Source organism: Burkholderia sp. MBR-1, assembly GCF_013822785.1.
In the GTDB taxonomy this organism is placed as follows: Bacteria; Pseudomonadota; Gammaproteobacteria; order Burkholderiales; family Burkholderiaceae; genus Burkholderia; species Burkholderia vietnamiensis.
Window position 1 is genome coordinate 1,858,844 of the sequence record NZ_CP053610.1, and the last position, 12,539, is coordinate 1,871,382.

General features: G+C 68.0%; 10 protein-coding genes. 6 read left to right on the plus strand and 4 right to left on the minus strand.

The genetic code is table 11. The features are described from left to right. Nucleotides 1–24: 24 nt before the first annotated feature. Both MBR110_RS22910 and MBR110_RS22915 read right to left on the minus strand, forming a co-directional pair. Nucleotides 25–561, minus strand: coding sequence for a BON domain-containing protein (locus tag MBR110_RS22910; protein ID WP_045577622.1), 537 nt, complete (start codon nt 559–561; stop codon nt 25–27). Between the two features lie 66 nt (nt 562–627). Beyond that, the gene (locus MBR110_RS22915) at nt 628–2,112 is read right to left on the minus strand and encodes a sigma-54 interaction domain-containing protein (RefSeq protein WP_045577621.1); all 1,485 of its coding nucleotides are present in this window, start codon (nt 2,110–2,112) and stop codon (nt 628–630) included. 316 nt (nt 2,113–2,428) lie between these two features. Here MBR110_RS22915 and MBR110_RS22920 point away from each other — a divergent pair, with 316 nt between their 5' ends. Further along, nucleotides 2,429–3,832, plus strand: coding sequence for a GntP family permease (locus MBR110_RS22920; RefSeq protein ID WP_011881038.1), 1,404 nt, complete (start codon nt 2,429–2,431; stop codon nt 3,830–3,832). Nucleotides 3,833–4,294: 462 nt separating this feature from the next. Continuing rightward, entirely contained in the window at nt 4,295–4,576 is a 282-nt protein-coding gene (locus MBR110_RS22925; RefSeq protein WP_011881039.1) for a DUF4148 domain-containing protein, read from the plus strand. Between the two features lie 66 nt (nt 4,577–4,642). On the opposite strand, the gene MBR110_RS22930 is transcribed toward MBR110_RS22925, so the two are convergent. Next, on the minus strand, nt 4,643–6,244 hold the full coding sequence (locus MBR110_RS22930) for a thioredoxin family protein (RefSeq protein WP_011881040.1): 1,602 nt from the start codon (nt 6,242–6,244) through the stop codon (nt 4,643–4,645). A 27-nt stretch (nt 6,245–6,271) separates the two neighbouring features. Between MBR110_RS22930 and MBR110_RS22935 the strand changes: the two genes are divergently transcribed. The 4 genes from MBR110_RS22935 to MBR110_RS22950 all read left to right on the plus strand — a co-directional run bounded on the left by MBR110_RS22935 (nt 6,272) and on the right by MBR110_RS22950 (nt 10,938). Then, nucleotides 6,272–6,478: a hypothetical protein gene (locus MBR110_RS22935; RefSeq protein WP_014724170.1), complete on the plus strand. Its 207-nt coding sequence runs from the start codon at nt 6,272–6,274 to the stop codon at nt 6,476–6,478. 490 nt (nt 6,479–6,968) lie between these two features. After that, nucleotides 6,969–9,278 (plus strand): phosphocholine-specific phospholipase C, encoded by a 2,310-nt coding sequence (locus MBR110_RS22940; RefSeq protein ID WP_059568477.1) that lies wholly within the window; start codon nt 6,969–6,971, stop codon nt 9,276–9,278. A gap of 235 nt (nt 9,279–9,513) precedes the next feature. Then, nucleotides 9,514–9,783, plus strand: a complete 270-nt coding sequence (locus MBR110_RS22945) for a hypothetical protein (protein ID WP_011881044.1) — start codon at nt 9,514–9,516, stop codon at nt 9,781–9,783. 162 nt (nt 9,784–9,945) lie between these two features. Next, a complete protein-coding gene (locus MBR110_RS22950; RefSeq protein WP_011881045.1) occupies nt 9,946–10,938 on the plus strand; it encodes a DedA family protein/thiosulfate sulfurtransferase GlpE in 993 nt (330 codons plus the stop codon). Nucleotides 10,939–11,008: 70 nt separating this feature from the next. Here MBR110_RS22950 and MBR110_RS22955 read toward each other — a convergent pair whose 3' ends face one another. Then, the gene (locus tag MBR110_RS22955; RefSeq protein ID WP_014724173.1) at nt 11,009–12,487 is read right to left on the minus strand and encodes an OprD family porin; all 1,479 of its coding nucleotides are present in this window, start codon (nt 12,485–12,487) and stop codon (nt 11,009–11,011) included. Nucleotides 12,488–12,539: the final 52 nt, after the last annotated feature.

Consider the following 12,539-nt stretch of genomic DNA (forward strand, 5'->3'; position numbering starts at 1 on the left):
ATGCCATGCGTCGTTACCCCGTGTTCAGTCGGGCGTCCGGTCCGGCGCCCGGTCGGGACGGGCGCGCGTCCTGTACGGCAAAGCCCGGTGCGGATCGTCGGTGATGCGAACGAACACCTGCTCGACGTCGGGAAGCGCACCGAGTTCGCGTGCCAGCGCTTGCCGGTCGAAGGCGGCTTCGGCACATCCTTCGACATATATGAAGCGCCGCTGCACGGTGATCCACAGGCTCGTGCCGCGCAGGCGCTCGCTGCCCGAAAAATGCGCTTTCGCCGCCGCGGCAATCGGCTCGTCGTACATATAGGAGTTCGGCTTCGTGCAGCGATGGGCGAGCCAGCAGGTGGTGCCGCGCTCGACGCGATAATGCGCGTCGTCCTCCATCTCGGCGTGCGTCATCCACGGGCCGAGCGGCAGCGGACATTCCGCGTAGTCCTGCGACAGTGCAACGAACGGATCGTTGTACCAGTTGCGCCGCGCGGCCGGTATTTCCGCATCGGACTGCGCGAAGGAAGACGCCGTCACCAATGCGGCGAGCCATGCTGCGATACGGATTCGCTTCATCGTTGCCTCCTGCCCGGCGCGTCACGGGCGCCGCGCTGCCAGCCCGTTCGCTTCAGGCTTACGTCGTCACCGGTCGATTCCGAGCGCCGTCATCTTCTTGTACAGCGTCGCGCGGCCGATGCCGATTCGTGCAGCGGCTTCGGTTACCTTCCCGTCGCACGCCGCAAGGGCGTCGGTCAGGAACTGGCGCTCCCAGGCGGCCAATGCGTCGGCGTACGAAGCCAACGGCGCAGCGTCGGCGCCCGCGGCATCGGTGGTGCTCCGGCCCGCCAGCGGCGCAACCAGCGTGCCCGCCGGCACGCCGTCCGCCGTCATGCGCACCGGACCGAGGAACGACGCGAGCGCGGCCGCATCGATCACCGAACGGTCCGACAGCATCAGTGCGCGCTCGAGCGTGTTGCGCAGCTCGCGCACGTTGCCCGGCCACGGATACGCGCACAGCATCCGCAGCGCGTCGTCGGTCAGTTCGCAATGCGCGGCGCGGCCATGCTGCGCAGCCAGTTCCTCGAGCGTCGCGTAGACGAGCGCCGCGATGTCGGATGCGCGCTCGCGCAGCGGCGGCGCATGAATCGTCAGCACATTGAGGCGGTAATAGAGGTCGGCGCGAAAGCGGCCGGCCTCGACGAGCGCCGGCAGATCGGCGGAGGTCGCGGCGATGATCCGCACATCGGCGCGCACGATCCGGTTCGAGCCGACCGGTTCGAACTCCTTGTCCTGCAACACCCGCAGCAGCTTCCCCTGCAGCGGCAACGGCATGTCGCCGATCTCGTCGAGAAACAGTGTGCCGCGATCTGCCAGCTCGAACTTGCCGACGCGCCCCTTGCGATCGGCGCCCGTATACGCACCGGGCGCCGCGCCAAAGAACTCGGTTTCGAGCAGCGTGTCGGGGATCGCCGCGACGTTCACCGTCACGAGCGGTTGCAACGCACGCGCCGACGCCGCGTGGATCGCATGCGCGAGCAGTTCCTTGCCGGTGCCCGTCTCGCCGAGCAGCAGCACCGGCGAATCGACCTGCGCCGCGCGCCGTGCCTGCCGCTTGGTCTCGAGGCTCGCCGCGCTCGTGCCGACGAAGCTCGCAAAGGTGTACTTGGCACGGCGCGCCTGCGCGAGCGAACGCTGCGTCGCGATCAGCTGCTGTTGAAGCTGCGCGTAGCGCGAAAAGATCGGCGTGAGCGTCTTCAGTTGATCGAACAGCGCAAAGCCGATCGCGCCGACCGTCTCGCCCGCCTCGTTCTTCAACGGCAGGCGCGTGACGACGAGCGGCTCGCGGCCGGTCTCCATGATGTCCAGCAGAATCGGCTGGCCGGTCGACACCACCTCGCGCATCAAACTATTCGGAATCACGGCTTCGCAGTCGAGGCCGATCGCCTGCTGCGGATCCGCGAAGCCGAAGCGCGCCGCATACCGCTCGTTCATCCAGACGACGCGCGCGTCGCGATCGACCACCACCGTGCCCGCACTGGAATCCTCGAACGTGCGGAACAGCGACTCGGCGGCGCGGCGCAGCACGTCGCCAAAATTGATGGGCAGGCGGGCCAGGTCGTTCATCATCGTGTCGTCGTCTCCATGTATCGTTGGCCGGCTGTCTCCAAAGCGAGACGCAGTATCTCATTTCGGAGACCTGCCGGAATGCGTTGTCCGGGAAAGCCCTGCCCCGTTTGGCGCGCGTCGGCGGGCAGGACATCGTCTCCGGAGCGAGACGTTTTATGTAGAATCTTCAGACATTGGCCGGCGCGGGCCCGCCGGCCTGCGCCGGGCGCCCGCCCGGCGGCGCACTCCGGCCGATGGCACGAAACCTGCACGACCCCGAGCCGGTCCGCGGCGCGTCCCGCGATCGAAAACAAACCAAAGCCATTAGGAGACTCCCTTGTCTTTCGTGATCGTCCTCGCCGCGCTGGCGTTCCTGATGTTCGCCGCCTATCGCGGCTACAGCGTGATCCTGTTCGCGCCGATCGCCGCGCTCGGCGCGGTCCTGCTGACCGAACCGGCCGCCGTCGCCCCGGTCTTCTCCGGCATATTCATGGAGAAGATGGTCGGCTTCGTCAAACTCTATTTCCCGGTGTTCATGCTCGGCGCCGTATTCGGCAAGGTGATCGAACTGTCCGGGTTCTCCGAGTCGATCGTCCATGCGGCGATCCGCTACATCGGCCGCTCGCGTGCCAATGCGGTGATCGTCGTGGTGTGTGCGCTGCTCACCTATGGCGGCGTGTCGCTGTTCGTCGTGGTGTTCGCCGTCTATCCGTTCGCGGCCGAACTCTATCGCCAGAGCAACATTCCGAAACGGCTGATGCCCGGCGCGATCGCGCTCGGCGCGTTCTCGTTCACGATGGATTCGCTGCCCGGCACGCCGCAAATCCAGAACATCATCCCGACCACGTTCTTCAAGACGACCGCGTGGGCCGCGCCTGCGCTCGGCACGATCGGCTCGCTGTTCATCATCGTCGTGGGCCTCACGTATCTCGAATGGCGCCGCCGCTCGGCGATGGCGAAGGGCGAAGGCTACGGCACGTCGCTCGTGAACGAGCCGGAACGCGTCGAAGCAACTGCGCTGCCGCATCCGGCGCTGGCGATCCTGCCGCTGATCCTCGTCGGCGTTTCGAACTTCGCGTTCACGAAGCTGATCCCGCAGTGGTACGGCGCCGCGTCGTACACGGTCGCGCCGGACGTGCTGCCCGGCGTGCATGCGCCCGTCACGACGTCGATCAAGACGGTCGTCGCGATCTGGTCGGTCGAGGCCGCATTGCTGCTCGGCATCGTGCTGGTGATCCTGACCGCGTTCAAGCGCGTGAGCGGGCGCTTTGCGGTCGGGTCGAAGGCCGCCGTCGGCGGCGCGCTGCTCGCGGCGATGAACACCGCGTCCGAATACGGCTTCGGCGGCGTGATTGCCGCGCTGCCGGGCTTCCTGGTCGTCAGCGATGCGCTCAAGAGCATCCCGAACCCGCTCGTCAACGCGGCCGTGTCGGTCAGCTCGCTCGCCGGCATCACCGGTTCGGCGTCGGGCGGCATGAGCATCGCGCTCGCCGCGATGTCGGACCTGTTCATCAAGGGCGCACAGGCCGCCAACATTCCGCTGGAAGTGCTGCACCGGGTCGTCGCGATGGCAAGCGGCGGCATGGACACGCTGCCGCACAACGGCGCGGTCATCACGCTGCTGGCCGTCACGGGCCTCACGCACCGCGAATCGTATCGCGACATCTTCGCGGTCACGGTGATCAAGACACTCGCGGTGTTCTTCGTGATCGCCGTGTACTACACCACGGGCCTCGTGTAAGCGTCAGCATCGGGCGGCGGCGTTCAGACGCGCGCCGCCCGGCTCGTGTCGGCCGTGGCGACGCGGCCGGCAAGCTCGGCGTCGCGCGTGATCGAGCGCTTGATGGCGCCGCAGATGCCGGCCGTGCGGACTGCGCTGCCCCCCCGCTTTCCTACGTTTCCGCCTTACGTTCCCGCCTTCCGCCGTCTTCGCGGCCATTGCCCGGTGTGCCGGGCACCGCTGTCATCATCAGCACGACGCAAACGATCATCCCGCCCGTCCCGCATGCCCACCAAGCACACCACCACCCGCTTTCGTCCGAACCAACCCGCCCATTGTTGTCGCCAGCAAAAAACTGCATTGGGAGCAATCGCATTTTTCCCACGGGCAGCGCGGCCTACACTGGGTTCACCCGTTGCCGCCATATCAGACGAAATCGTTTGCAGGCTTGGCAGCCAGCCGCACACATCGAGGTTCACGATCATGAAGCGCCTGTTTCCCGCAATCGTCATCGCGGTAGCCGCATCCGCGCCGCTCGCAGCACAAGCGCAGGCCGAAGTCCAAGCCCAGGCGCAAGCTCAATCGAACCCGCCGCTCACGCGCGCGCAGGTCCGGGCCGAAGTGAAAGCGCTGAAGCAAGCCGGCTTCCAGCCGAGCGACTGGTTCTATCCCGCCAGCATCGTTTCAGCAGAAGCGAAGATCGCGCGCGAGCAGCATGCCGGGTACGGCAGCGACGGCAGCCCGTCGTCCGAAACCAGCCACTGAGCAATCGCGGCGACCACGCGGCCGGCACGCCCAGCCGCGCGTCATCGCGGCCTCAGGCCCGCAGCCTCAGGCCTTCACCGGCTGAAGCAGTTTCGCGCACGCCGCCGCCTGCGGATCACCTGCCGGCAGCTTTGCGCATACGCCGTCGAACTGCTTCACGACCGACCGGACCGATGCATCGTGCGCGCCGTCGCTACGCCAGCGCTTCAGCTGCGTAACGACCTTGGTCAGCGCCCGCAGGTTCGCACCGTAAAACGCATCGCGCGTGCCGGACGCCTGCGCGAGCACGCTCGCGGCGATCCCTTCGATCCGCGCCGAATCGTCCGGCGCCAGCGCGACCGCATTCGCGAAATAGGTCGCGCCCCAGCGCAATTTCGTCGCCGATCCGCTCGCCGCGTCGTACGCCTTTCGATACCAGTCCAGCGCCGCCGCCTTGTCGCCGCGCGCCTTCGCGTTCGCGGCCAGTCCCGACATGAAGTAATACGGCGTCGACGAACGCGGCAGCTCGGCCTTCAGCAGCGCGTCCGATTCGTCGTACAGCCCGGCGTCGGTCAACGTGTCGGCCGCTTCGCTGACGAGCGCCTGCCGCTCGTACGCGTTCGCCGCGCCCTGCACCGAGGCCGCGATCTGCTTGCGCGCAGCGGTGAGCAGCGCGGGCGCGGCCGTGTCGAGCCGCGTGCCGTCGCGTGCGTCGCCGCGCGCGAGCAGCACGCGGCCATGCAGCGCCATCAGCCGGTCGATCGCCGACAGCGTGGCGTCCGTCGACAGCCGTGCGAGCGCAGCGTCGTAAGCACCGCGCAGCTTCGTGCGCTGCGCGGGCTCGCCGCCGAGGTACGCGACCACGCGGGCCGGCGCCGCGACGAGTACGTCGGAATCCGCACGCGCGAGCGGCGGATCGCGCAGCACGTCGCGCAGCGCATCGGCGAGCGCGGCCTTGTCGAGCGCGCCGGCCTGCGCGGGATCGTCCGACGCCGCGACCACCGCCGCCTTCAGCGCGAAACGCGCGGCGTCCGCCGTCGCGCCGGCCGCGCGCGCACGCTGCGACAGCGTCTGCAGCGTCACGGCCACACGGTCGGGCGGCACCGGCAGCGCACCGTCGGTATCCCACGAATAATCGGCGAGCAGATGCCATTCGGACGGCGTCAGCGCCGCGCCCTCGTTCAGCGCGGTCGCGAGCGTCTGCCGCACCGGATGGGTGGCCGTCATCCCCAGCGACAGCGCCTGCATGTAGCGGTCGAGATCGGCTTCGCCCGGCAGCCGCGTCACCTCGGTGCCGTCGGGCCGAAACAGGATCATCGTCGGATAGCCGTGCACCTTGAAGCGCTCGCCGAGCTTCTGCGCGCTTTCGGTATCGCCGTCGAGATACACCGGCACGAACAACGACGAGCGCGTCTTGAACGCCTGCTGACTGAAGACGGTCGACTTCACCTGGTTGCACGACGGGCACCACACCGCGCCCCAGTACAGCAGCAGCGGCTTGCCGGTGCGCTTCGCGAGCGCGAAGGCCGCGTCGACGTCGCCCTGCTGCCATGCGATGCCGGGCGGCAGATGCGCATCGCCGCTCGGCGCACCCGCGACGGCCACGCGCTGCGGCGTGTCGACGGCAAGCGCTGCGCCGGTCACAACGATCAGGCAGGCGGCGGTCAGGTTCCGGAGTACGGTTTTCATCGAGTCGGCTTCCATGGAAAGAGACGGTTGCGCAAAGCCACGCAGCGAAAACAAGCACGGCGAAACGACCGAACGCATCGGGCGGCGCCGCACGTGCCGGAACCGGCGGCACATATCGCTACGCCGTCGCTTCACGAAGCGCCGCGGACGATCGCATCCATCGTTCATCGCACGACGATGCCCGTCGCGACGGTCGGCAAATTTGTCGACGATACGATTGCCGCGATCGGTTGAAAACCAACGAATCGTTGAATGCATATGACACGCGCGATCGTCAAAGAAGTGTCACCGAGCAGCAGCCACCACCACGCGCAGCACATCGTCGTTCACGACAGTGAAACATCGACCAAAGGCCATCGCATACGTTGCATGCGCAACGACATCGCGTCAAGAAGCCCGCATCGAATCGGAAATTTCTGCCGTCTCGCGACCGCAGGATCGGTAACTTCCTTCCATCGAGACACCGTAACGCACGTCCGCCATCTCGTTGCACCCGCAACTTCCATCACACGGAGCGTCATGTCATTTCCGCATCATGGCGACGTCATCTGCGCTCCCTAGACTGCTCTCCGCACCGCGCATCACGAGCGCGCGGCAAGCGGAATCGCGGCATGGCCCGATGCGCGCCATCGCACCCGCATCGCGACCCGTCCGCGCCCGGACGACGCCCGCGCGCACCCCACCGACGTCACTCTCGCTCCCGCCATCACAGGACCAGAACGCCATGACCTCACGCCGTAAATTCCTTCAGCAGACGGCCACTGCCGGCCTCGCCGGCGCCGCGCTGACCGCGTTTCCGCCGAGCATTCGCCGCGCGCTCGCGATTCCCGCCTTCCATGAATCGGGGACGATCAACGACGTGAAGCACGTCGTGCTGCTGATGATGGAGAACCGCGGGTTCGACGGTTACTTCGGCACGTTCAAGGGCGTGCGCGGTTACGGCGATCGCTTCGCGGTGCCGTCGCCGAACGGCCGCGACGTGTTCCACCAGACCTACACGAAGGCGACGCCCGCGGCGACCATCACGCCGTACCACCTCGATGCGAGCCAGGGCAACGCGCAGCGCGCGGGCGGCACGCCGCACACGTGGGCCGACGCGCAGGCCGCCTGGGATCACGGCCGCATGAACCGCTGGCCCGACGCGAAGACGCCGCTGTCGATGGGCTATTACGATGCGGCCGAAGTGCCGTTCCAGCGCGCGCTCGCCGATGCGTTCACGCTGTGCGACCACTACCACTGCGGGATGCACACCGGCACGATCGCGAACCGGCTGTTCTACTGGAGCGGCACCAACGGCCCGAACGGCGTCAGCCCGGCCGACGGCAGCCGCGTGAAGGTCGCCGCACTGAACAACCAGTTCAACGGCGGCAACGACATCGGCCCGTCGAGCCAGGGCTGGACGTGGACGACCTACGCGGACCGGCTGCAGCACGCCGGCGTGAGCTGGAAGGTCTACCAGAGCCTGATCGACAACTTCGGCTGCAACGAGATGATGAGCTTTCGCCACTGGCGCGCGGCCATCGAGCAGATGCCGGCCGCACGCCGGCCGGCGTACGTTGCGTCGACGGACATCACGCAGCCGGTGACGGCGGCCGGCGCGTTCTACGATCCGACGATCGACGACGCGTTGAGCCCGCTCGCGAAAGGCTTCGGCAACACGATGCCGTACGGTTTTCTCGAAACGCTGCGCGACGACATCCGCACCGGCAAGCTGCCCGAAGTGTCGTGGATCATTCCGCCGTCGGCGTACAGCGAGCATCCGGGGCCGTCGAGCCCCGCGCAGGGCGCGTGGTACGTGCAGGCCGTGCTCGACGCGCTGACCGCTAACCCGGAGGTGTGGAGCAAGACGGTGCTGCTCGTCAACTACGACGAGAACGACGGCTTCTTCGACCACATGCCGTCGCCGGCCGTGCCGTCGCGCAACGCCGACGGCTCGCTCGCCGGCGGCCATACGCTCGCGGCAGCCGACGTCGCGGTCGAATACCACGACTTCGCACCGGCCACCTCGAGCCAGCCCGCGGCCGACGGCCGCCCGTACGGCCCCGGCCCGCGCGTGCCGATGTGGGTCGTGTCGCCGTGGAGTCGCGGCGGCTGGGTCAACTCGCAGGTGTTCGACCATACGTCGACGCTGCTTTTCCTCGAAAAACGCTTCGGCGTGGTCGAGCCGCAGATCAGCGCCTATCGCCGCGCGGTGTGCGGCGACCTGACCAGCGCGTTCAACTTCCGCACGCCGAACGACGAACCGCTGCCGACGCTCGCGGGCCGCACGACGAAAAGCGCCGCCGATGCGCTGAGCGCAGCCCAACAGGCCGCGCCGAAGATCACGCCGCCCGCCACGCCGTCGCTGCCGGCGCAGGCCGTGGGCGTGCGTCCGTCGCGCGCGTTGCCGTACGAGCTGCATGCGAGCGCGCACGTCGATGGCGGCAACGGCACCGTCACGCTGAAGTTCGCGAATACCGGCCGGGCGGCGGCGGTGTTCCATGTCTACGACAAGCTGCACCTCGACCGCGTGCCGCGCCGCTACGTCGTCGAGCCGGGCAAGGCGCTGCGCGGCGACTGGGCCGCACGCGCCGACGACGCCGGTAAATATGACCTCTGGGTGCTCGGCCCGAACGGCTATCACCGCCGCTTCACCGGCGATCTCGCGCAGCTTGCCGGCGCACGCGCGCCGCACCCGGAGATCCGGGTCGGCTACGCGGGCGCGAGCGGCAACCTGCATCTGCGGCTGCGCAACGACGGCGGCGACACCGTGCGCTTCACGGTCAAATCGAACCAGGCGTACGGCCCGCTGTCCGGCCACGGCGCAAGCGACGATCACGACCGCGGCGCCGATGCGGGCACGACGTGGACCGTCGCGGTACACGGCGGCGCGCAGCACGAACTGCACTGGAAGCTCGACTCGACGGGCCACTGGTACGACTTCGTCGTCACCGCCGACAGCGACCCGAGCTTCGCGCGCCGCGTGGCCGGCCGCGTCGAGACGGGCCGTCACTCGGTCAGCGATCCGGCGATGGGGCTGCCCGAGCGCTTCTGACGGCAGCGGTGCGCCCGGCCGCGTAGACCGGCCGGGCGCCGCGCGCGGCGGGCCCGGAGCCGGCCGGAACGCCCGCCCCGCGCGGCTCAAACATCAGAGGGATCGGTGGTGCAGCCCTCATTTCACGCCCACGAAAATGCTCCGTGTCGCGGCCCGTTCGCGTTAAACTCCATCAAGCTGCATTCAACAACGACATCTTCGCCAACCACGCACACACGACACGAGGATAGGTTCGATGCGCACTACCGGCTCATCCGGGGCAATGACCCTGCTCACCGAACACGACCCGGCCGACGGCCGCGAATTGCGCTCGCTGCGGCTCGAATCGACTGCCGACGGCAAGAGCGTGCTGCTGATCGAGATCGACGAACGCAAGCCCGGCATTCATCGCGAGGTCCGCTACGAAATCACGCCGGCCGAACTGATCGCGGCGATCCGCTCGCACGGCGCCGAGCTGCCCGGCGAGAATCACGGCGCCGTCTCTCTCGCCCGCACGTCGTCCTGATCTCCACGGTGAGCCGCGTGCCACGCGCCGGCTCACCGCGTCCGTTCCGCCTGTCCGCAGCGCCGTTCGGCGCGCTTCGTCGTTCTCCCGCCGTCGGCTTGAAAATGGCCGATAATCGGCGCATCCGCGCGTCGTCTGCGCGCTCCTTTTCGGGCAGCCGCCATGCTCCGTGACCTCGTCGCCCAGTACGGGCCGCTTCTCGTGTTCGCCAACGTGCTCGCGGCGGCCATCGGTCTGCCGGTGCCGGCGATGCCGACGCTCGTGCTGTTCGGCGCGATGGCCGCCATGCATCCGGCGATGATCGGCTCGCAGGTCGTGACGGTGCTCGCGCTGTCGGTGCTCGGCGCGCTGATCGGCGACACCGTGTGGTACGTCGCCGGTCGCCGCTACGGCGGCGCGACGCTGAAGACGATCTGCCGGCTGTCGCTGTCGCGCGATTCCTGCGTGAGGAAAACCGAACGTTTCTTCGGCCGCTACGGCGTGCGCGTGCTCGCGGTAGCACGCTTCATTCCCGGCCTGTCGCTGGTATCGGTGCCGATGGCCGGCGCGCTCGGCACGCGCTATCGCACGTTCGCCGGCTACGACGCGCTGGGCGCCGCATTGTGGACCATCGTCGCGCTCGGCGCGGGGCTCGTGTTCTACCGCCAGATCGACTGGCTGTTCGCCGGCGCGAGCCGGCTCGGCCGCGCGGTGCTGCTGGTGATCGTCGCACTGCTCGCGCTCTATGCGGCCGTGCGCTGGATGCGCCGCCGCGCGCTGATCCGGCAGCTCGCGAGCGCGCGCATCGGCGTCGACGAGCTGGAGCGGCTGCTGCGCGATCCATCCGCGCCGGTGGTGCTCGACGTCCGCTCGGCCGAGCACCGCAAGCTCGATCCGTTCACGATCCCGGGCGCGCAGTTCGCGGACGAACGGCACATCGACGACATCGTCGCCCGCTATCCGCTCACGCAGAAGTTCGTCGTGTACTGCTCGTGCCCGAACGAAGTGACGGCCGCGCTGATGGCGCGGCGTCTGCTCGACGCCGGCTTCACCGATGCGCTGCCGCTGCGCGGCGGCCTCGACGCGTGGCGCGACACGGGCCGCGAACTCGCGTCGCTGCTCGAAGAGACACCGGCCGCGAACGATCCGATCGCCGGATTGCACAAGCCCGCCTGATCGTCCTTCGGCGGCAGGCCGCCCTCTCACAAGAGAAACGGCCGCGACGTTCGCCGCGGCCGCCATCCGGTCAGAACGCGTGCAGCGGCAGGTTCACCACGAGGCGATACTCGCGGTTCGTCGCGTCCGAGTAATGGGCCGAACCGTTGTGCCACATCGCGATGAACGTGACCTTCGTGTCCTTCAGCTTGCCGCTCTGGAACGTGTACGACGGGATGAAGCCGAACTCGTGGTGACGGCCCTGCACCGGCGCACCGTTGCTCCAGTAGATGCTCGACTTGCTCGGATCGTTCGCGGCGCCTGCGCTGCCGTCCGCGCCCCAGCCCGTCACGCCCCAGATCATCGCCTTGAAGCCCGGCAGCCCCGCTTCCTTGCCGTAGAACGTGTAGCGCAGCTGCAGCGACTTTTCGTGCGGCGCGTTGTAGTCGACGTCCATCGAGTTGGTCAGGAAGATGCCGTTGGTTTCGTTCAGGTAGTCGAAGAACTGGTCGCCGAGGATCTGCTGATAGCCGAGCAGCAGCTCGTGCGGCCCGTGCTGCGCCGCGAGCGACAGGCTGTACGCGTTGTTGTCGATCTTGCCCTGCAGCGCGTCGCCGGTGTCGTGCGTCGAATAGACGTTGCCGAAGCCCGTCCACTTGATGGTGTCCGCGCTGCCGATGCTGTGCTTCACCGATGCGTAGTACTGATGCCACACGTCGTCGGCCTGGTTCGCGTACAGCGCGACTTCGCCATTCGGCGAGTAGTCCCAAGTACCGCCGACGTAAGTCAGGCGGTTCACGCGCGTGCCGCCGTATTGGGTCGTCAGGTTCGTGAGCGTGGTGTGACCGCGCGCGTCGTTCTTCGTGAAGCTGCCGGCCTCGAGCATCACGTTCTTGAATTCGTTGCTGACGATCGTCGCGCCGAGGAAGGTCGGCGGCAGCGCGCGGTTGTCGTGCTGCTCCATGAACGGGTTGTCGACGGCCTGCAGACCGTACTTGATCACCGTGTTCGAGATGCGCGCCTTCACGTCGTAGATGCCCGGATAGGCCCATGCGAGCTGGTTGCCGCCGCCGCCGCCCTTCGCGATGTGCACCATGCTGCCGGCGCCCGCGCCGCCGTCGAGCTTCAGCGCCGCATACACCGATGCGTCCACGCCGAAGCCGATCAGGCCCGTCGTGTAGCCCGACTCGAAGTTCGCCATCACGCCCTGGACCCACGCGTGGCGGTGCGGGCCGCCCTTGCTGTCGAGCACGTCCGAGTAGTTGCGGAACAGGAAGTTCAGATGGCTGTCGGCGATGAAGCCGTTCGATTTCGACTGGGCAGACGGTTCGTCGGGCGGCGTGACGGCCTGGGTCGCCTCGGCGTTGACAATGGCGTTCGGCGTCGTTGCCTGCGCAACCGACGCGCCGGCGCCGGCCCCGGCGCTCGGCGTGGCCTGGGCGACGGTCAGCGGCGCAGGCGCCGCGTCGTCGGCGCGCGCGACACCGCCCAGCGTGACGCCGGCGAGCGCGGGCAAGCCCCATGCAAGCAGCATCTTCGATGCCGTCCCGATCTTCTTTTGCTTGTTCATCGTCATTCTCGTCTTGTGTTGAAGTCGTCCATGCCGGTTGCGGTCCGCTTCC

Coding starts and splice junctions, on each gene's coding strand:
- MBR110_RS22930 (WP_011881040.1), bottom strand. CDS start 6,244: ATGAAAACCGTACTCCGGAACCTGACCGCCGCCTGCCTGATCGTTGTG.
- MBR110_RS22950 (WP_011881045.1), top strand. CDS start 9,946: ATGCTCCGTGACCTCGTCGCCCAGTACGGGCCGCTTCTCGTGTTCGCC.
- MBR110_RS22945 (WP_011881044.1), top strand. CDS start 9,514: ATGCGCACTACCGGCTCATCCGGGGCAATGACCCTGCTCACCGAACAC.
- MBR110_RS22955 (WP_014724173.1), bottom strand. CDS start 12,487: ATGAACAAGCAAAAGAAGATCGGGACGGCATCGAAGATGCTGCTTGCA.
- MBR110_RS22910 (WP_045577622.1), bottom strand. CDS start 561: ATGAAGCGAATCCGTATCGCAGCATGGCTCGCCGCATTGGTGACGGCG.
- MBR110_RS22915 (WP_045577621.1), bottom strand. CDS start 2,112: ATGATGAACGACCTGGCCCGCCTGCCCATCAATTTTGGCGACGTGCTG.
- MBR110_RS22940 (WP_059568477.1), top strand. CDS start 6,969: ATGACCTCACGCCGTAAATTCCTTCAGCAGACGGCCACTGCCGGCCTC.
- MBR110_RS22925 (WP_011881039.1), top strand. CDS start 4,295: ATGAAGCGCCTGTTTCCCGCAATCGTCATCGCGGTAGCCGCATCCGCG.